Below are 20,543 nucleotides of genomic sequence, written 5' to 3' on the forward strand. Positions count from 1 at the left end.
TGGGCGGCGGCTGCAAAATCGCGATCCTCAATATCCAACGCCCGCCGATCGTCATCGACCGGCGGGCGTCGTTGTCGTCGGGAAGCGCCCTTCTTCCGACGACGTGAATGTGCCCCGTTGCTTACGCAAGCGTACGGACGAGGGGCTCGCGATCCCAGTAGCGTTTGGCGGCCGCGCCGACAAAGGAGGCAAGCTCGACAACGCCGGCGCCCGGTTGAATACCCGCCTTGTCGAGGAGCGGTTTGGCCGGAATGTTATGACCAATGGCCTTCAGATGGCCGAAGGCATCCATTGCCCATTGTACGGCGGCGCCCTCCTTGACGAGCTTTGCCGCGCCTTCGTTCGACAGGATGATCGCCACGGCATCGAAGAGCTGTGACGGCGAACCGAGAAGTTGTCCGTCGGCCTTGAGCGTGCTGCTGTCCGAAAGCTTCGTTTCTCCCACTTTTGGCGCAACGATGAAGGGCGTGGCGCCGGCTTTGGTCAGGGACTTGACCAGGTCGGAGATCGCCTTGGCGTCACTGCCGTCTGCGATCAGAATGCCGACCGTGCGCCCCTCCAGCGTCTCCTTCATGTTCTTATGGATCGAAAGGGCAGGCGAGGGATCGAGATCGATCGGCTTGCGAACGGGAGGGTTCCTGTTCGGCAGGGCGATGCCGAGGCCGGCAGCAACACGCTTTGCCAGATCGGCGTCGACATTCATGAGGTTGCCGACCACGCGAGGCGGCACCTGCTCAAGCTGCACCTTCGACAGCTCGAACGCGAAGGCGGAGGCGATATGGGCCTGTTCCGAGGGTGTTTGCGACTTCCAGAACAGGCGCGCCTGGCTGTAGTGGTCGGCAAAGAGTTCACCGCGTGCCCGCAACTTGTCACCTTGCTCTCCTTCCCCCGCCTGGTGGGCGAAGGTCTGGAAGCCGGTGACGGGACATTCACGCGGACCGCCAGGCTCGCCGTTCTCGCTGAGGCTGTTGGGTTCGTAATTGGCGCGGCCCTTGGGTACGTTCATCTGCATCTGGCCGTCGCGCTGGAAGTTCATCACCGGGCATTTTGGCGCGTTGATCGGCAATTGATGGAAATTCGCGGTGCCAAGCCGTGATTTCTGTGTGTCGAGATAGCTGAAGAGGCGCCCCTGTAGCAGCGGATCGTTGGTGAAATCGACACCCGGCACGATATTGGCCGGACAGAAGGCGACCTGCTCGGTCTCGGCAAAGAAATTGTCGGGATTTCGGTCGAGCACCATTCGGCCGACGATCTTGAGCGGCAGGATCTCTTCCGGAATGAGCTTGGTAGGATCGAGGACATCATATGGAAGGCTCTCGGCGAACTTGTCGTCGAAGAGCTGCAGCCCCAGCTCCCATTCTGGAAAATGGCCGGCGGCGATCGTCTCAAACAGGTCGCGGCGATGATAGTCGTTGTCGGCCGCCTGCAGCTTCAACGCTTCGTCCCACACCAGCGACTGCATGCCAAGCTTCGGTCGCCAATGGAATTTCACGAAGGTGGACTTGCCGGCCTCGTTGACGAGACGGAACGTGTGGATACCAAAGCCCTGCATCATGCGGAGCGAGCGAGGAATGGCGCGATCCGACATCGCCCACATCAGCATATGGGTCGCTTCCGGCATCAAGGATGCCCAGTCCCAGAAGGTGTCGTGGGCACTGCCGGCTTGCGGATAGGCCCTGTCCGCCTCCATTTTGACCGCGTGGACGAGATCCGGAAACTTGATCGCATCCTGGATGAAGAAGACCGGGATATTGTTGCCGACGAGATCCCAATTGCCTTGCTTTGTGTAGAATTTCACCGCGAAGCCGCGTACGTCGCGTGGCGTATCGACAGAGCCGGCGCCACCGGCAACGGTTGAGAAGCGGACGAAGACCGGTGTTTTTTCGCCCTTGCGCTGGAACAGATCCGCCTTGGTGATGTCGGAGAGAGGCTCATAGAGTTCGAAAAATCCATGCGCGCCTGACCCGCGCGCATGTACGATGCGCTCGGGAATGCGTTCGTGATCAAAATGAAAGATCTTTTCGCGCAGCACGAAATCTTCAAGAAGAGTCGGCCCGCGCACGCCGGATTTCAGGCTGTTCTGATTGTCGGAGACAGGAGTGCCCTGGTCTGTCGTCAAATGATCGACGCCTCCATGCGGCCCCTTGGCCGGCACATGCTGATGTGTCTCGCCGCCTTTGCCGCGCGAAGTTTCGAAATTCGTCTCGGTCGCCATGGGGATCCTCCTCCGGATACTAACTCGACGAGACTTAACGTCCGCAATTCTTAGTTGTTCCAGGCGATCTGTAATCGCGCTTCCTGGCGGTTCAAAGATCGTGGCGCTATTGGGATCCATATCGGCCGTGGCCCGCTGCAAACGGAAGATGCGTCAGAGAGCATTGCGACCGTCTTCGACGCCCAGCATCCGCATCTTTATCGCTCTACGTTTTTCCTATAGGGTTATATAATTCCTATAGGAAACCAAGTTGAATGCCGATAAAGTTTCGCGCAAGCAGGGAGGTGAACATGCTGGATACCGCGACGGAAGAGCGTGACGAAATGGATCTCGGCAAGCGCGTGCGGGCACTGCGGGCCAATATCGACATGACCATCAAGGAAGTGTCGCTGCGCTCGGGAATGTCCGCTTCGGCCATTTCCAAGATCGAGAACAATCAGCTTTCGCCGACCTACGAGAACATCATCAAGCTCGCACGAGGGCTGGGGGTGGATATTTCGGAGCTTTTCTCCGATCCCAGCAAACAAATGCCGCGCGGCCGCCGGTCGTTCACCCGTAAGGGTCAGGGCAAAATTATCAATACGAAACAGTATATTTACGAGATGCTCTGCACCGATCTCATCGGCAAGAAGATGATGCCGTTGAAGGCAACGCTCAAGGCCCACGAGATTCGTGACTTCGGCAAGCTCATCGCCCATGTCGGCGAGGAAATAGTTGTCGTGCTCAGCGGCCGCGTCGAGTTGCGGACCGAGTTCTATGAGCCGCTTGTTCTGGAAGAGGGCGACTGCGCCTATTTCGACAGCACCATGGGGCATGCCTGCCTTGCTGCTGGCGACGGCGATGCCGAACTATTCTGGGTCTGCTCCAGCAACGAAGTTCTCGGGCTGTCCTAGCCAATAATGCGCGTGCCACGCGCTTGACACATCGAAAATGTAAGTATTGAATATCCGTATAAGAAATAAAAATTCCTTACAGAAACTATTATTATCATTCGCGGATCGCTATCCGACTGTAATCAGGGAAAAGACATGACCGAAGACGTTACTGGTCGCCGCGCGTTTCTGACGGCCGCGGCATTGGGCGGTGGTGCCGCTGTTCTCGTTGGTGGCGCGACTGCAGCTGTCGCGCAGACGGCAAGTGCGCCTGGCACGCTTCAGGCTATCCGTGATCGTGGCGAACTTCGCATCGCCGTGGCGCCGGGCGAGCCTTGGTTCTACAAGGATCAGCGCAGCGGCGAATGGTATGGTCTCGGCTGGGGCGTCGGTGTGGCGCTCGCCAAGGAACTGGGCATCAAGGCGACCCCGGTGGAAACCACATGGGGCACCGCGATCGCAGGCCTTCAGGCCGGCCAGTTCGACGTGATGTTCACGATGGATGCGACGCCGCAGCGGGCGCTTGCTGCCGATTTTCCGGTCCAGCCGATGTTCTACTACGCGCAGGGCGTTCTCCTCAAGGACGGTGTCACCGTCACGACATGGGAGGAGATGAACAAGCCGGAGTTCAAGATCGGCGTTGTTCTCGGCACGTCTCCGGACCGCGATATCACCGTTCGTCTTCCAAAGGCGACCATCGAACGCTTCCCCAGCGCCGACGAGACGGGTGCGGCTTTCGTTGCCGGCCGAATGGACGCAATTTCACTGTTCCATCCGGCGCTCGTCATGCTGCAGTCCAAGGTCAAGCGCGGCTCGATCGTTCTGCCCGAGCCGATCCGTCAGTCGCCTTCGAGCGCTGGCGTTCCCAATCAGGCCGACAAGTCGTGGCGCGACTGGCTCGGTCTTTCGATGGATTATCTCTACCAGACCGGCCAGACGCAGAAGATCTTTGATGAGTATCTGACCTATCGCGGTATCGATGCCTCCAAGGTCCCGGCCATCATGCGCGAGCGCTGGACCAAGGCCTGAGGAAAAATCGGAAAGGCGGGCCACAAGCCCGCCTCTCTTTTTCATGGCTTTTTCTATCCTCGGCCGCGCATCGACAAGGTGCGGAGATCATCATGAACTATACCTGGGATTTTACGCCCATCCGCATGAATGCGGAGCTGCTGCTCGAAGGGCTCGGCAATACGCTGCTCCTGTCGGCGGCATCGATCGTTGCCGGGCTGTGTTTCGGCATCGTCCTGGTGCTGATGCGGCTTTCGTCGAACAAGCCGATCTCGATTGTTGGCACGGCGATCATCGAATTCTATCGCAATACACCACCGCTGGTGCATTTCTTTTGGTATTTCTACGGGCTGCCAATCCTCATCGGCGTCAGTCTCGATCCGTTCGTGGCAGCCTGGATCGCACTCTCCATCCAGTCGGGCGCCTTTTTCGCCGAGGTTTTCCGGGGCGGCATTATCTCGATCGAGCGTGGCCAGTGGGAAGCCGCGCGTGCGCTTGGCATGCGCGGCGGCAGGATCATGCGCCGGATCATCCTGCCCCAGGCACTGCGCCGTATGATCCCACCGCTGATGGAGCGCTCGTTCGAGCTGGTGAAGACGACGTCGCTCGCCGCCACGCTCGCCTATGGTGATCTCGTCTATCAGGCGATGGTGGTGACGTCGCAGACCTATCGGCCGCTGGAAACCTATACGACCGTCGCCGTCCTGTTTTTCAGCGTGCTGTTCGTCGCAAGCCTCGGCATGCGCGCTGTCGAAGCGCGTCTTGCGCGATATCACAAGAGGTAGACCATGGACTATCAGTTCCAGTTCGGCGAAGTCCTCGCCAATAGCGATCTGCTGTTGCGCGGTATCCGGCTGACCCTGACGCTGTGGGCGCTGGCTTTTTCCGGTGCGCTGGTGGCCGGGCTGTTTCTGGGGCTCGCCCGCGCCTCGACGGTCAAATGGATCAACTGGCTCGCCACCGGCTATATCGAGGTGTTCCGCAACACACCGACTCTGGTGCAGCTCATCTGGTTTTATTATGCCTTTCCGGTCCTCACCGGTTGGCAGATGAGCTCGTTTACCGCTGCGGCTCTTGGCCTGTTTCTCAATACGTCGGCCTATTGCGCCGAGATCTGGCGCGCCGGCCTGCAATCGGTCGCTTCCGGACAATGGGAAGCGGCAAGCGCGCTCGGCATGACGACAAGGCGCACGCTTGCTCGCATCATCCTGCCGCAGGCCGCCCGCCGTATGATCCCGGCCTTCACCAATCGCGGCGTCGAACTTGCCAAGATGACGTCTATCGCCTCCGTCATCACCGTTCAGGAACTGATGTACGAGGCGAAGATGCTAAGTACCCAGTCATTCCTGCCGCTGGAAACCTTCTCGGTCGTGGCGGTCATCTATTTCCTGGTGATCTATCCAGGCACGCTTGCAGCCTATGGGCTGGAGCGTCGATTGAACTCACGAGGAACCTGACATGGCCTTGAACGAAGAAACGGTCCTTAGCGTCGAAGGCTTGCGCAAGAGTTTCGGACCCAATGAGGTTCTGAAGGGTATGGATCTCAAGGTGAAACCGGGCGAGCGCATTGCCATTCTGGGCTCCAGCGGCTCGGGCAAAAGCACCTTCCTGCGCTGCATCAACTTCATGGAAACGCCAAGCGTGGGTCGCATCAGTCTCGACGGCGTGCCGGTCGGCAAGCAGGGAAAGGCCGGCCAGATCGTTGCATCGGAAAAGGAGCTTTGTGCCCTTCGCACCCGCGTCGGCATGATCTTCCAGCAGTTCAATCTGTTTCCCCACATGACCGCGCTCGAAAACGTCATGGAAGGCCTGATCTCGGTGCACGGCAGGAGCCGCGCCGACGCTAGGGCCAAGGCGAGGGATTATCTTGCCCGCGTCGGTCTTGCCGAAAAGGCGGATCAGTATCCAGCACGACTGTCCGGCGGCCAGCAGCAGCGCGTCGCGATTGCCCGGGCACTGGCGATGGAACCGGAAATCCTTCTTTTCGACGAGCCGACATCATCTCTGGACCCGGAATTGGTCGGCGAAGTGCTCGATGTCATCCTCGACCTCTCCAAAGAAGGCCGGACCATGCTTCTGGTCACGCATGAGCTCGGTTTCGCCTATCACTTCGCGACACGCGTGCTATTCCTGCATGACGGTCTTATCCACGAAGAGGGTACGCCGGACGAGGTGCTGAAAAATCCGCAGCAGGAGCGTACGAAGACTTTCCTGGCGCGCTTCTCGTCCTTCCATTTCTAAAGGCAGGCCAATGACAGAAGACAAGGGTGCGCAGACGCCGGTCGAGGACCCCCGCAACGAGGATCTGTGGATATGGCTGAATGGCCGGCTCGTCAAACGCGTCGATGCCGTGGTGTCGATCTTCGACGCCGGCTTCGGACTTGGTGATGGCGTCTGGGAAGGCATCCGGCTTGCCAAGGGCAAGCTCGTGTTCGTCGAAGAACATCTGAAGCGCCTTTACGAAGGCGCCCGCACCATCGCGATTGATATAGGCTTGACGCCAAGCGAAATGCGGGCGGCGCTCGAGGAAGTCTGCGCGGCGAACGGCATCGAGGATGGTGGTCATCTGCGCCTGATGGTGACGCGGGGCGAAAAGCGCACCGTGCATCAGGACCCACGCAATGCGCTTGGCAAGGCGACGATCGCGATTACCGCCGAGTTCAAAAAGCCGGATCCCGAGATCAAGAAGCAGGGCATCAAGCTCTTCACCTCCACATTTCGGTCGTCAGGACCCGATTCCTTCGATCTCAGGCTCAATTCGCACAGTCGCCTGAATTTCATTCAACCGTTGCTGCAGGCGATTGCGGCCGGTGCCCACGAGGCACTGATGCTCGATCCCGCCGGGTTCGTCGCGAGCTGCAACTCGACGAATTTCTTCATCGTACGCGATAGCGAGGTGCTGACATCCAGCGGGCGCTTCTGCTTCAAGGGCATCACCCGGGCGAAGGTCATCAGGCTATGCGCGGAACAAGGGATTGCCTGCCGCGAGACGGATTTCACGCTGGCCGAAGTCTACAATGCCGAAGAGGCTTTCGTGACCGGCACGTTCGGCGGTGTCACGCCCGTTCGCTCAGTGGATGGCCGCAGTCTTGGCGAGAGCCTACCGGGAACGCTCACGAGCCGCCTGTCGGCGATCTACGACCAGGCGTTTTTCGGAGAGGCGCCGAAATGACGCTCACCAGCCGGATCGCCGCTTTCGCCGAGACGTTGCGTTATGACGATATTCCGCAAGCCGTCCGGCACAAGGCAAGCCTGCACATCATCGACAGCATCGGCTGTGGGATCGCCGGTGCGGCGAGCGATCTTTCCCGCCGGGTGCTGTCGTTTCTGGCCAGCGAGGCGAAGGAAGGGGTCTGCCCAATTCTCGGCACGCCGCTCGCATTCGGGCCTGCCACATCCGCTTTCGGCAATTCGGCCGCGATGAATGCGCTTGATTTCGACGACGGGCTGGAAGTCGACGGTAAGGGCATGGGCCATCCGGGCGCGACCATCGTTGCGGCGGCAATCGCAGCGCCATTCCTGGCGGTGATCTCGGGCCGCGATTTCCTGACGGCGGTCGTTGCGGGCTACGAGATCAACAACCGGCTGATCCAGGCGATACAGCCGAGCATGGAGCGTTTTCGCGAGGTCTACGGCGTCTGCCAGCATCAGACGGTCGGCGCCGCCATCGCCTATGGCAAGCAGAAGGGGCTCGGGCGGGACGCGCTCGAAAATGCAATCGGCTTTGCCGGTACCTTGGCCAATGTCCCCAGCCTGAAGAAATACAACTGGGAAAGCCGGCCGCTTGTTTCCTTTAAAGACTTCAATGCCCCGGCCGCCGAAACCGGTGTGCGTGCCGTCGAACTCGACGCCTGCGGCCTTGTCGGCGCAAAGGCGGTTCTCGACGGGACGAGCGGACTGTGGCGGATGCTTGGATCGGACCGTTTCGACGAAGAGATATTGGTCGGTGGGCTTGGCGACGATTGGAGCCTGTCGGGCAACACGATCAAGGCATTTCCAACCTGCCGCTGGATGCAGACGACGCTCTCGGCGTTTCAGGAGCTCAAGCGGGAGCACGGGCTTCGGGCCGGGGACATCCAGACGGTGACCGTCCATACGGCGTCAGCGCTGATCCGCGATTTCATGGATCGCGCGCCCACGACCATGGTGGATGCGCAATTCTCCTTTCCCTACGCCCTCGCCGCCATGGCGCTCGACATCGCGCCCGCCGCGCGCTGGTACGAGCCGGAGACCATGACGCACGCCGATCTCAAGGCGTTTTCCTCCAGGGTCGAGGCGGAGATCGATGACGAGGCCGATCGTCTGCTCGACAGCATCCGCCGTCCCACCGGCCGCGTGAGCATCCGGACAAAGGACGGTAGGCATCTGGCCTCCCCACTTGTCCAGTTCGCACCCGGCAGCCCTTTGAACCCGGTATCGGATGATTTCATACTCGAAAAATTCGAAGCGAATGTCGTTCCGGTCATTGGCACCGAAGCGTCGCAAAAGTTGCTCGAAGGACTTTTCGGCCTTGATCGCATCGGGGATATGGCAGCACTGCTGTGGCTTGGTGTGACGGCGAACTGACCGAATAACACGGCTCCCATCCATCTTGTCGCTGTGATGCCTGTCGGAGTTATCTCTCGCCGCGCCGATAGGGTTGCATCAGTGCCTGCGGCACCCGGGCGCGGCGGCTCATGACGGCCAGCGCGACGATGGAGAGAATGTAGGGCGTCATCAGGAAGATCTGGTAGGGCACGCCTTGCACCGCCGTCTGCAGGCGGAGCTGGAAGGCGTCGAAGAAGGCGAAGAGCAGGGCGCCGAACAGCGCCCGGCCCGGTCGCCAGGAGGAAAAGACGACGAGGGCGATGCAGATCCAGCCGCGGCCCTGCACCATGGTGGGGAAGAAACTGTTGAAGGCTGAAAGCGTCAGGAAGGCGCCGCCCATGCCCATCAGCGCGCTGCCGGCAATCACGGCACCGTAGCGCACCTTCATCGGGTTGACGCCCTGCGCTTCGGCGGCATGCGGGTTCTCGCCGGTCATGCGGATTGCAAGCCCAATTGGCGTGCGAAAGACGACATAGGCCATGAGCAGCGCCACCAGGATCGCCAGATAGGTCGGCGCGGTCTGCGTGAAGAAAGCGGGGCCGATGAAGGGCAGGGTCGACAGGCCGGGAATGCTGATCGGCTGGAATGGCACGATGGTCGGCGGCGTTCCGGTGACCGGCACGACCAGCCGGAAGACATAATAGCTGAAACTCGAGGCGAACAGCGTCACGCCAAGACCGGAGACATGCTGCGACAGGCCGAGTGTCACCGTCAGCCCCGAATGCAGCAGGCCGAGGACGCCGCCGGCGATCGCCGCGATCAGAAGGCCGGTCCACAGATCGGCGCCATGATAGACCGACAGCCAGCCGATCATCGCGCCGAAGGTCATGATGCCCTCGATGCCGAGATTGAGCACGCCCGCGCGCTCGCAAAGCAGGGCTCCCAGCGTGCCGAAGATCAGTGGTGTCGCGATGCGCAGCACGGCGGCCCAAAGCCCGGCGGAGGCGATGATGTCGAACAGCGCGCTCATCGGCGGATCCTGTATTGCGTGAAGAACACCGCGATCAGCATGGTGAGCAGTGATAGGGCCACGGTGACATCGGCGATATAGGTCGGGATGCTGAGGCTGCGGCTCATGCCGTCGGCGCCGACAAACATGGTAGCCGTGAAGATGGCGGCCAGCACCACACCGAGCGGATTGAGATTGGCGAGCATGGCAACGACGATGCCGGCATAGCCGAAGCCGGGTGACAGGTCGGTAGTCACATAGCCCTTGACGCCCATCACCTCGACCGCGCCGGCAAGCCCGGCAAGACCGCCTGAAAGGCAGGCGACCTTGACGAGCGTGCCGCCGAGCCGCACGCCAGCGAAGGCCGCGCCGGAAGGGTTGAGGCCGGCGGCGCGCGACCGCATGCCGAAGACGGTGCGCGACTGGACGAAATAGACGACGACAGCCAGGGCAATGGCGATCAAAAAGCCGACATGCAGCCGCGAGCGAGCGATCAGCTTCGGCAGCATGGCGTGATCGACGACCGCCTGAGACTGCGGCCATCCGAAGGCCGTGGGATCCTTCAGCACACCGTCGATCAGCATGGAGACGAAGAGCACGGCGATAAAATTCAGTATCAGGCTGGTCACCACCTCGTCGACGGAGAAACGCAATCTCAGCCAGAGCGGGATCAGGATCAGCACCATCCCGGCGACGGCGCCGATGACGAGCAGCAGCGGGATCAGGATCGGCGCCGGCAATCCGGCCAGCATGTTCGAGCCGAAGGCGGCGACGGCAATCGCGCCGAGATAGAACTGTCCCTCGGCGCCGATGTTCCAGAGCCGGGCGCGGAAGGCGACGGCAGCGGCAAGCCCCGTCAGCATCAGCGGCGTGGCGCGCGTCAGCGTTTCCGTTGCCGAAAGCCGCGAGCCGAAGGCGCCGATCAGGATGCGTCGGTAGGCCTCGAGAACGGGCGCGCCGGCAATCGCGATCAATATACCGGCTAGCGCCAGCGCAGCGACGACAGCGAGCGACGGTGTCAGGATTATCAGGTAGAGCGGGCGATGCTCGCGACGTTCAAACCGCATGGATGGTCTCCGGCGTTTTCGACCATTCTCCGGCCATCATCAGGCCCAGCATGCGGGCATCAGCCTCCTCGGCCTCGATCGGCGGGGACAGCCTGCCACCGACGATCGCCTGGATACGGTCCGCCAAGGCAATGACCTCATCGAGATCCTCCGAAATCAAAAGTACCGCCGTTCCCTTTCGCCGCGCCTCCAGAATGCGGGCGTGAACGGCGGCCACCGCGCCTTCGTCCAGCCCGCGCGCCGGCTGCGCGGCGATGAGGATTTTCGGGCGCTGATGGAGGTTGCGACCGAGAATGAGCTTCTGCATGTTGCCGCCCGACAGCAGTCGGGTGCGGCTTGTCGGAGCACCGCCCCGCACGTCGAACTCGGCGATGATTTCCTGCGCGAAAGCGACGCCGGCCTTCCGGTCGACCAGCCCGTTCTTCGAGAAGGAGGAAAGGCGTTCCAGCACGGCGTTTTCCCAAATCGCCATTTCGCCGATCGCACCTTCCTTGTTGCGGTCTTCGGGGATGCGGCCAATGCCTGCCCCCACGATTTCAGCGACGTCGGGATTACCCATGGGCTTGCCGAAGAAGAGAAGCTCGCCCGATGTGCGGGCAAGCGTGCCGGAGAGTATCTGCGCGAGTGCTGTCTGGCCGTTGCCCGAGACGCCGATGATGCCGAGAATTTCGCCGGCACGCAGGCTGAAGCTGACTTTCTTCAGTCGCTCGACGCCGCCAATACTCACCGTCACGTCGCGCGCTTCAAGCGTGATCTCGCCCGGCGTGCCCGGCTCGCGGACTGGGCGGGTCACCCGATGCCCGACCATCAACTCGGCAAGTTCCGCCTTGTCGGTCCGCGACGCCTCGCGTTCGGCCACTTTCCTGCCGCCGCGCAGCACGACGATGCGGTCGGCTGCGGCCATCACCTCGTCGAGCTTGTGGGAAATGAAGATCAGCGACAGACCCTGGCGGGCCATTTCCTTGAGTGTCGCAAACAGGCGTTCCGCCTCGATATTGGTGAGCACGGCGGTCGGTTCGTCGAGGATCAGGATACGGGCGTCGTTATAAAGCGCCTTGAGGATTTCCACGCGCTGCTGTTCGCCGACGGAAAGGTCTCCGAGCCGGGCATCGGGATCGACCTTCAGGCCAAAACGCTCGGAGAGTGCCAGCAGCTTCCTGCGCGCGGCGGCAGTGTGCGACCGCCACGACCAGAGCTTTTCGGTGCCGGTCATGACGTTTTCGAGCACTGTCAGATTGGGCGCGAGGGAAAAATGCTGGTGCACCATGCCGACGCCGGCGCTGATCGCCGCGCGCGGCTTGCCATGCGGCAGTTCGGTGCCGTCGATCAGGATCCGCCCGGTATCAGACACGTAATGGCCAAAGAGGATGCTCATCAGTGTCGTCTTGCCGGCGCCGTTTTCGCCGAGCAGCGCCACGATCTCACCTTTGGCAAGCGTGAGCGAGATATCGTCATTGGCGACGATGTCGCCGAACCGTTTGCTGACGCTGTCTATTTCAAGGACCGGTCCAGTCATGCCGCGAGCCCAGCGATCGGGTAACGATGCTGCCAGCGTCCGTCCGCCTCGAGCCGGGCGGCAAGAGACAGTAGAAGGGCATCCTTGCCCATCGGCGCCATGATCTGGACGGGCAAGGGCAGGCCGTCGGCATCGGCACCGAAGGACAGCGTCAGGGCCGGAAAGCCGGAGATATTGGCAAGCGAGGCAAGCGGCGCGAAAGCCGTCATGCGGTCGAGATGCAGGTCCGTATCGGAATGATCGGTGGGAAAGGATCCGATCAACGGCGGCGGCGAGGCAAGCATCGGCGTCAGCAGAATATCGACCTTGTCGAAGAGGGTCCACAGGCTGCGGCTCGCCTGCACCGCGCCGTTGAGTGCATCCCAGAGCGCCGTTGCCGACATGGCGTGTCCGCGCAGGATGAAAGCCTGTGTCAACGTTTCGGCAGCCTGCATGTCGAGATCGAGGCTATCCACCAGGGCGGCGATGTTGACGGAGATGATATCGCCAAAGGCGCGTCCGCTGGCCAAGACCGGCTGTTCGACATCGCCCCAGGCGAGCGGGATGATTTGATGTCCCTGTGTTTCGAGCAAGCGTGCTGCGGCTTCGACGACTTGCTGCCGTTCGGGCATGGTGGAATGGCGTGTGCCTGTGTCGGCAAGCAGGCCGATCCGCAGTGATCCCGCTTGCGCTGCGATTCGCTCGATATCCGCAAAAGGCCCCTTGGTTTTACCGGTGAAGGCCTCAAGAAGCCTGCTGGCGTCGCGCACCGAGCGCGTCACCGCAAGCTCGCTGGCAATGCCGCCGAGATGGTTGCCGAAGGATGGGCCGGCCGGTATGGCCCCGCGCGTCGGCTTCAGGCCGACAAGGCCGCAGCAAGCGGCCGGTACACGGATCGAGCCGCCTGCATCCGTGGCGTGGGCAAGTGCTACGATGCCTGCCGCCACGGCCGCCGCCGCGCCGCCCGATGAACCGCCGGCGGTGCGGGCAGAGTCCAGCGGATTGTGGCAGATCGGGCCGATCGCGGGCTCGGATGCCAGGGAGAAGCCGAACTCCGGGCTGGTGGTCAGCCCGAACAGGCAGAAGCCTGCCTCGCGGAACCGTTTTGCAAGATCGCTATCCGCCTCACCGCCCTCGCGTTTGAAAAGACGCGAGCCAGCCGTCACCGGCAGCCCCGTGAAGGGGCCGCCGAGATCCTTGGCGAGCGTCGGCACACCTGCGAAAGGCCGGGCGGCAAAGCGGTCCGGATGCTGCGATCGTTCCTGATCCAAGGCCTTAGCGGAGGCAAGGCCCATCCCGGCGTCGAGATGAGCTATCGCGCCAAGAGAAGCCTGCTGTTCGCTAGCGGAAAGAGCGGCCTGCATGGCGTCCACGCAGGTGAGTTTTCCGGCCTTGACGGCGCCGGCCAGGTCGGTGGCATCGGCGGATAGGGGACTGGGCATGGTCGCGCCGGATTACTTCGGCTGCTCCATCACCTTGGGAACCTCGAAGGTGCCGGCCTTGATGTCGGCGCGGACCTTTTCCATCGCCGCTTCGGCGTCCGCCGGTGCCACGCCCTTCACATAGACGATGTCGCTGCCGCCATCCTTCATCAGGCCGTAGGCCGTGTAATTGCGCCCGACGGGCTTGCCGGCGGCGACGTCGGCGATGGCCGCATTGAGGATGGGACGGAAATACCACATGGCATTGGCAAACACCGTGTCCGGGTAGCGCGGCGTGTAGTCGATCAACGAGCCGATTGACTTGATTTTGCGCTCCTTGGCGGCATCCGCCGTGCCGATGCGTTCGCCGAACAGGATGTCGGCGCCGGCATCGATCTGCGCCAGGCCCGCCTCGCGCGCCTTCGGCGGGTCGAAGAAGGTGCCGATGAAGGAGACGAGATGCTTGCAGTCGGGATTGACCGCCTTGACGCCGGCTGCAAACGCATTGATCAGCATGTTGACTTCCGGGATCGGGATCGCGCCGACCGAGCCGACGACGTTCGATTTGGTCATCTTGCCGGCGAGCATGCCGGCGAGATAGGCGCCGTCATGGTTCCAGGTGCCGAACACGCCGAAATTGCCGCCGGCGGCCTCGCCACTGGAGCCGAGCACGAAGGCGGTGTCCGGATAATCGGCGGCCACCTGTCGCGCTTCCTTTTCCACCGCATAGGCTTCGCCGATAATCAGCTTGTTGCCCTGTTCGGCATATTCGCGCATGGCGCGGGGATAGTCGGTGCCCGATACGCCCTCGGAGAACACATACTCGATCACGCCTTCCTTAGCCGCATCCTGAAGTGCCTTGTGCAGACAGGAGTTCCACGCATTCTCAACCGGTGAAGCATGAATGCCGGCCACTTTCAGCGGTGCGGCGGCGCGAGCGGCGGGCGCAAGCGCGCTCACACCAAGAGCGATGCCCGACGCGATCACCGCACGGCGCGATAGCATGATGTCATGTGTCATTGTCTGTTCCCACGTTTTTGATCATTTGGTCAAAAGTCTATGGGTCGACTAAAAAAGTGTCAAGCAATCGAGTGGCTTAAAGAATGTGCGTTTTGGTGTTGGGCTGGCCTTTTCCTCGCGACGGCCGCGACCCAAATCTTCAGCGAGTACCTGCCTGTAGATCTGCCTCGTCGGCAAGAATGGAGGCGGCCTCGTTCAAGAGGACGTCTTTTGCGTTCTTGCGGGCCTTTTCAAGAGCAATGTCAGCACTCAGGCTGCGCTCGTTTGCCTGCAGGCCATCATCTCCGCCGGTATCCACACCATCGTCTATTTTCTCGCGCGACTTGAGGCGATTTACCTGAGCGGCCATTTCATTGCGACGTTCGGTTTCATTGAGGGAGATAACCCGTTTTTCGCGCTGTGCCTTCAGTACGGCAATGTCTTCTACAAAGCGTCGGAAATCCGGATCGTTCTGCACCCGGGCATCGTGGCGGCTTTGCAGTTGCGGCAGCAATGCCTTTATAGTGCCATCGGCCTTATAGTTTGCTGGTTTGACCTCAGTCCACGGCAGAGCATTGTCATAGCTTGCCTCACCAAAGGTCTTAGGGTCCGAAAGGCCCGGCAGGCTGATGTCAGGCGTCACGCCGCGTAGCTGTGTCGTCCCGCCATTGACACGGAAAAACTGCGCAACCGTCAATTTCAGCTCGCCGAATTTCGGCTTGCTGTTGCGGGCCACCTGGTCAAGATTGACCACAGTCTGCACGGTGCCTTTGCCAAAGCTGGGTTCGCCGACAATGACTCCTCGACCATAGTCTTGAATCGCTGCGGCAAAAATCTCGGAGGCCGATGCCGAGCCGCGATTGATCAACACGCCAACCGGACCAGTCCAGGCAGGCGTCGGAAGATCATCGCTTTCTACGTCGACCTTGCCGTCCGCATCGCGCTGCTGAACCACCGGACCTTTGCCAACGAACAGGCCCGTCAAATCGATCGCTTCGGAGAGCGAACCGCCGCCATTGTTGCGCAAGTCGATCAGAACGCCGTCGACCTTGTCTTGCTTCAGCTCGGTGAGAAGCTTGGCGACGTCGCGGCTTGCGCTTCTGTAATCCTTGTCGCCTTTTCGCCGTGCTTCGAAGTCCTCATAAAACGCCGGCAGAGTAATCACGCCGATTTTGCGTGTGGCGTCGCCATCCTTGACTGACAGGATGGTCTTCTGGGCGGCCTGCTTTTCGAGACTGATCTTATCGCGCACCAGGCTGATGAGGCGATGTTTGCCATCCGGTCCGGCATCGGCCGGCAAGATGTCCAGGCGCACGACAGACCCCTTCGCGCCGCGGATCATTTGCACGATTTCATCAAGGCGCGTACCGACCACTTCCTTTATCGGGCCGCTTTCGTCTTGACCGACACCGGTAATGCGGTCACCGACTGCAAGCTTGCCGGACAATTGCGCCGGGCCACCGGGCACGAGTTCACGGATCGTCGTGTAGTCATCTCTTTCCTGCAATACCGCGCCGATACCAACCAGTGAAAGCTTCATGGAAATATCGAATTCAGCCGAAGCGGTCGCGCCGAAATAATCGGTATGCGGGTCAACCGACGTTGTGTAGGCATCCATGAACGACTGGAACACATCGTCGCTCTTATACTTGTAGGCACGATCGAGGGAGTTTTTGTAACGTTTGTCGAGCGTATCGCGAATAGCAGCGTCAGTCTTGCCCGCCAGTTTCAAGCGCAGCCAGTCGCTCTTGACGCGTTTGCGCCACAGCTCATTGCTTTCCGCTTCGGATTTCGGCCAAGGCTCCTTGTCGCGGATCAGGGGATAGTCTTCCTGCACACTGAAGTCGAACTTCTGGCTGAGCAGGCTGCGTGCGTAGCTCATGCGATCGACGACGCGCTGCTCATAAACGTTGAAAATGGAAAATGGGATATTCAAGTCTTCCTGATTGATGGCGTCATCGATCTTGGTGCTGCTGGCCATGAACGTGTCGATATCCGTCTGCAGGAAGATGACACGGTCCGGATCCAGAGACTTGATAAACCGATTCATGACCTTGACCGACAAGGTATCATCCAGCGGAACGGGCTTATAGTGGAAGCGCGTCAGAAATTGCGCGCTCAAATGAGCGGCCTGCCCCTGTTGCGGTAGCGGCGTCAAAACTGGTGGCGAGCCGGCTTCCAGAGCATATGCCGACGGTGCAATTGCCAAGAATATGCAGAGGAAACCATATCGTATACGCATTAAGCTTTGATCCGATTCTCAAGGTTGACTGTCTAATGTGTGATCTTGGTGGAACAATTATGGTTTTTTGGCAACTAGACGATGCGCTCCGTTCGGAAAGATTTCCAGAACGCCTCCGCGTGTGACGATTGATTTGAGGGCCAATTGGCCGCAGAGGTCGTCGAAAGACCTAAACCGAAATTCGAATTAACGGCCTCCGGTTCTGCTCCCGTCAAGAGCCACTATCCGGCGTTCATTCAAGAGAACCATGGTAAGACATCGCCCCCATGGCATGCCCCCGCGGAATGATCGTTGGTGCATGCTTGGCCGCCGCAGCTGGCGTTGACGCTGTTCCGCCGGGTTAGACATGCTGGCCGCCATTGATGTGGATCTCTGCACCATTGATGTAGGCGGACGTATCGCTGCATAGAAAGTGGATGGTTTCGGCGACTTCCCGTGGTGTGCCAAGTCTCTTCATCGGGACGTTAGTTTCAACCAGAAGATCTGTGCCGGGAGACAGGATCGAGGTCGCAATCTCGCCCGGCGCGATGGCATTGGCACGAACGCCGTGTGGGCCGAATTCATGGGCGATTTCCCGCGTGAGCGCTGCAAGACCGGCCTTTGAGGCGGCATAGGCGACACCGGCAAAGGGATGCACCCTTGAACCGGCAATCGAGGTCACATTGACGATTGATCCCTGCGCGGCCTCCAGTTCAGGCAGTAATGCCCGCGCGAGCAGGGCGATCGAGACGAGATTGACATTGAGGACCGTCGTCCAAGTCTGCGCATCGGAATCGATGACACCGAGGCGCGCGCCATTTGGGCCTTTCGGCGAAATTCCCGCATTGTTCACCAGCGCATGCAGCGCCGCACCGTTCAAGCGGTCGCGAACGTCGGCCACCAGCTGATCGATTTGCGTGAGATCGGCCAGATCAGCCTGAATATGGCTTTCACGGGCCGATGGCCACCGGCACTCCTCGGAGAAAGGCTGCCGCGAAACTGTTAGAACGCGCCAACCTTTCTCCAGGAATAGCTTTACCGTGGCATGTCCAATGCCGCGACTGGCACCGGTCAAGAGCATGTAGCGCTGTGTCATTGTAGGCCTCTTCTGGATGCCGTAGGCATCAAATGTCTCAACGACGTTTCACTCGATATCAGTCGATGAAGGTATTGGCGTTCGAGTTGCCGGCGCGAATAGACTATCTTGCTGCCCTTGAACTGTAACTCTGACCGTTGACGGGATTGAGCTTCATCAGCCCTGCACGGGTTTTGCCGGCGCCTTGTCCGGCCAGAACCGCACGCCAGGACGGGCGAGGCCACCACCGAGCGCGGCCACAGTGCCGTCAGCGCGCCAGCAGGCGGCGCCGGTCATCGTGTCGCCAAAGGCGATCGCGTTCATCCCGCCGCCGATATGCGGCATCACTCGGACATCGTGCCCGAGTTCTTCGAGCTTCGTCTGTTGCGGCGCGTAGGCCTGTTCGATTTCCACTTCCTGGCCCTGCGTCCAGATTCTGGGCGCTTCCACAGCTTCCTGCAGGCTCATCTTGTGATCGATCAGGTTGACGATGGCCTGCATGGCCGAGGGGAAAATTCGTAGGCCACCGGGCAGACCAAGCGCAAAAACGGGAGCGCCGTCTTTCATCAGGATCATCGGCGCCATGGATGTCGGCACCCGCTTGCCCGGAACCACCGAGAGCGCGTGGCCGGGATGCGGGTCGAAATTGCTCATGTAGTTGTTGGGAATGATGCCGGTGCCGGGTACCGCCAGTCGCGCGCCGAAGAGTCCGTTGATCGTATGCGTGGCGCTGACGATGTTGCCGTCGCGATCGGCGACGGTGATATGGGTGGTGTCGTGGCTTTCATAGCCCGGCGCATAGGTCGCCGGCAGGCTCGCTGAGTGACCGATCTGGGCGCGGCATTCGGCGGCATAGGCCTTCGAGGTCAACCGCTCGACCGGCACATCGACGAAGGCCGGATCGCCCGAGTGTTCACGCCGGTCGGCAAAGGCGATGCGGATGACCTCGGCGAGAAGATGCAGGGAAGCGGGGCTGCCAAAGCCCATGCCCGCCACGTCATAGGCTTCGAGCATATTCAGCATCTGGGTGACATGCACGCCGGAGGAAGCTGGCGGCGGCGGCCCGGCGATCTCGAACCCGCGATAGCTGCCGATGATCGGCTTGCGCTCGATTGGGCGGTAGGCCCGCAGATCGGCTTCCGTGACCCAACCGGCATCGCCGCCGCCAGTCTGCATCCTTGCGGCCAGCGCAGCGCCAAGGGCGCCGCCGTGCAGGGCTGCGGCTCCTTCACGCTGGATCAGCCGCAGGCTTTCGGCATAATCACCCATGACGAGGCGCTCGCCCGGTGCCGGTGCTCTGCCGTCGGGCATGAGAATACGGGCGACTTCTGCATCCTGGGACAACTCACCGGCGGCCTCGGTAATCGCGCCAGAGAGATAATGGGTGACGGCAAAGCCGCGCGAGGCCAGTCGGATCGCTGGCTCGACAACATCCGCAAAGGGCAGCTTGCCATATCGCGCCTGCATATTGCACCAGCCCGCCAGATTGCCGGGAACGGCAACCGAGGATGCACCGATGATGTTGCGTCGCCCCTTGGCGTCCATGTAACGCGCCGGTTTATCTGAAACCGGTTCATAGATCTCGGGGTGCATCGTTGCAGCCGCCGAAGACAGAGCGTCGATCACGACATGTTGTCCATCCGCGAGCCGCAGATGCGATAGGCCGCCGCCGGCAATGCCGACCATCATCGGCTCCACCACGGTCAGTGCCAGCAGTGCAGCGACCGCAGCATCCACAGCATTGCCGCCTGCCGACAGCATCTCGAAGCCCGCCGCCGAGCCCAGAGGGTGGTTGGTCACCACCATGCCGCCCGCGCCGCTGGCCGGGGATTTTTCGCAGGTGAAGGGTAGGCGGGCAGGGGTCATGTTGGATCTCATTTCAAGGGGCACTGCAGTCGCCGCAGATTAACCGGGGCACGGCGCTCCGGCTAGAGAGAGCACGGATCATAGGAGTTTTGCCAGAACTTTAGCAGTCGCGCCCGACAGATCGCCGAGCTTGACGCCGGTTTCGCGAACGCTCGCTTCGCGTGCCTTGCCGCGGATCTGCGTGTCGATGGCCTTCTGAGCTTCTGATGCCACTTCATCTGGTGAAAGAACGATCACACCGCTTTCGTCTGCCAGAACGGCGTCGCCTGGCATGACCACGGTATTGCCGACCGAGACCGGAACGTTGATCGCACCGCCAAGGTCATAGATACGGGTGGTGATCGGCGAGATGCCGCGGCACCACATCGGGAAATCCGACTGGACGATTTCTTCAAGGTCGGTGCAGGGGCCGTCAACCACGGCGCCCACGGCACCTGCCGCTTTCGCACCAACCGTCACGCCACCGCCCCAGCAGGCATAACGATCGTCATGCAGCCGATCGACGATGACGAAGTCACCTGGACGGATGAGGCTCAACAGATGGTGCAGCAGGGTGGAATCAGGGCCAGGGATGGCGATGGTGACGGCGGTCCCCACGACCCGCCGGCCCGGAATCAGTGGCTGGATCTGCCGGTTCAGAAAGCCGAAATGCCGCCAATGGCCGAGCGTTGCGGTTTCGACCTGAGCCAGAAGAGCGAGGTCTTCCTTGGCGATCTGTGCTGGCATCGGATTGATTTTATAGCTCATTTTCGGATCCAATCTGTGACG

General features: G+C 61.0%; 17 protein-coding genes. 7 read left to right on the plus strand and 10 right to left on the minus strand.

Going from position 1 to position 20,543, the window contains the following annotated elements; all coding sequences use genetic code 11:
* Positions 1–121: 121 nt before the first annotated feature.
* Entirely contained in the window at positions 122–2,215 is a 2,094-nt protein-coding gene (locus RRH01S_RS07860; protein WP_037221958.1) for a catalase, read from the minus strand.
* Positions 2,216–2,505: 290 nt separating this feature from the next.
* Between RRH01S_RS07860 and RRH01S_RS07865 the strand changes: the two genes are divergently transcribed.
* The 7 genes from RRH01S_RS07865 to RRH01S_RS07895 all read left to right on the plus strand — a co-directional run bounded on the left by RRH01S_RS07865 (position 2,506) and on the right by RRH01S_RS07895 (position 8,661).
* A complete protein-coding gene (locus RRH01S_RS07865) occupies positions 2,506–3,108 on the plus strand; it encodes a helix-turn-helix domain-containing protein (protein ID WP_012649237.1) in 603 nt (200 codons plus the stop codon).
* 135 nt (positions 3,109–3,243) lie between these two features.
* Positions 3,244–4,116, plus strand: a complete 873-nt coding sequence (locus RRH01S_RS07870) for a transporter substrate-binding domain-containing protein (protein ID WP_012649238.1) — start codon at positions 3,244–3,246, stop codon at positions 4,114–4,116.
* A gap of 92 nt (positions 4,117–4,208) precedes the next feature.
* A complete protein-coding gene (locus RRH01S_RS07875; protein WP_034522449.1) occupies positions 4,209–4,880 on the plus strand; it encodes an amino acid ABC transporter permease in 672 nt (223 codons plus the stop codon).
* A 3-nt stretch (positions 4,881–4,883) separates the two neighbouring features.
* Positions 4,884–5,552: an amino acid ABC transporter permease gene (locus tag RRH01S_RS07880; protein ID WP_034522447.1), complete on the plus strand. Its 669-nt coding sequence runs from the start codon at positions 4,884–4,886 to the stop codon at positions 5,550–5,552.
* Position 5,553: 1 nt separating this feature from the next.
* The gene (locus RRH01S_RS07885) at positions 5,554–6,336 is read left to right on the plus strand and encodes an amino acid ABC transporter ATP-binding protein (protein ID WP_034522445.1); all 783 of its coding nucleotides are present in this window, start codon (positions 5,554–5,556) and stop codon (positions 6,334–6,336) included.
* 10 nt (positions 6,337–6,346) lie between these two features.
* Entirely contained in the window at positions 6,347–7,267 is a 921-nt protein-coding gene (locus tag RRH01S_RS07890; RefSeq protein WP_042470749.1) for an aminotransferase class IV, read from the plus strand.
* On the plus strand, positions 7,264–8,661 hold the full coding sequence (locus RRH01S_RS07895) for an MmgE/PrpD family protein (protein ID WP_034522441.1): 1,398 nt from the start codon (positions 7,264–7,266) through the stop codon (positions 8,659–8,661). Before RRH01S_RS07890 ends, RRH01S_RS07895 begins: the two co-directional genes overlap by 4 nt.
* A gap of 49 nt (positions 8,662–8,710) precedes the next feature.
* Here the strand turns inward: RRH01S_RS07895 and RRH01S_RS07900 are convergent, their stop codons facing one another.
* From RRH01S_RS07900 to RRH01S_RS07940, 9 genes are all read right to left on the minus strand, one after another.
* The gene (locus tag RRH01S_RS07900) at positions 8,711–9,652 is read right to left on the minus strand and encodes an ABC transporter permease (RefSeq protein WP_037221963.1); all 942 of its coding nucleotides are present in this window, start codon (positions 9,650–9,652) and stop codon (positions 8,711–8,713) included.
* Positions 9,649–10,698 carry an ABC transporter permease gene (locus tag RRH01S_RS07905; protein ID WP_034522436.1) on the minus strand — a complete coding sequence of 350 codons (1,050 nt, stop codon included), beginning with the start codon at positions 10,696–10,698 and terminating at the stop codon, positions 9,649–9,651. Before RRH01S_RS07905 ends, RRH01S_RS07900 begins: the two co-directional genes overlap by 4 nt.
* Positions 10,688–12,214, minus strand: coding sequence for an ABC transporter ATP-binding protein (locus RRH01S_RS07910; RefSeq protein ID WP_034522434.1), 1,527 nt, complete (start codon positions 12,212–12,214; stop codon positions 10,688–10,690). Before RRH01S_RS07910 ends, RRH01S_RS07905 begins: the two co-directional genes overlap by 11 nt.
* Entirely contained in the window at positions 12,211–13,635 is a 1,425-nt protein-coding gene (locus RRH01S_RS07915) for an amidase (protein ID WP_034522432.1), read from the minus strand. The genes RRH01S_RS07910 and RRH01S_RS07915 overlap by 4 nt, the downstream gene beginning before the upstream one ends.
* Before the next feature lie 12 nt (positions 13,636–13,647).
* The gene (locus RRH01S_RS07920; protein ID WP_034522431.1) at positions 13,648–14,634 is read right to left on the minus strand and encodes a BMP family protein; all 987 of its coding nucleotides are present in this window, start codon (positions 14,632–14,634) and stop codon (positions 13,648–13,650) included.
* Positions 14,635–14,773: 139 nt separating this feature from the next.
* Entirely contained in the window at positions 14,774–16,855 is a 2,082-nt protein-coding gene (locus RRH01S_RS07925) for a carboxy terminal-processing peptidase (protein ID WP_034522430.1), read from the minus strand.
* 340 nt (positions 16,856–17,195) lie between these two features.
* Positions 17,196–17,930: an SDR family NAD(P)-dependent oxidoreductase gene (locus RRH01S_RS07930; protein WP_007689190.1), complete on the minus strand. Its 735-nt coding sequence runs from the start codon at positions 17,928–17,930 to the stop codon at positions 17,196–17,198.
* A gap of 156 nt (positions 17,931–18,086) precedes the next feature.
* Positions 18,087–19,775: a gamma-glutamyltransferase gene (ggt, locus tag RRH01S_RS07935; protein ID WP_034522428.1), complete on the minus strand. Its 1,689-nt coding sequence runs from the start codon at positions 19,773–19,775 to the stop codon at positions 18,087–18,089.
* A gap of 78 nt (positions 19,776–19,853) precedes the next feature.
* Positions 19,854–20,522, minus strand: coding sequence for an RraA family protein (locus tag RRH01S_RS07940; protein WP_007689193.1), 669 nt, complete (start codon positions 20,520–20,522; stop codon positions 19,854–19,856).
* Positions 20,523–20,543: the final 21 nt, after the last annotated feature.

Source organism: Rhizobium rhizogenes NBRC 13257, from assembly GCF_000696095.1.
In the GTDB taxonomy this organism is placed as follows: domain Bacteria; phylum Pseudomonadota; class Alphaproteobacteria; order Rhizobiales; family Rhizobiaceae; genus Rhizobium; species Rhizobium rhizogenes.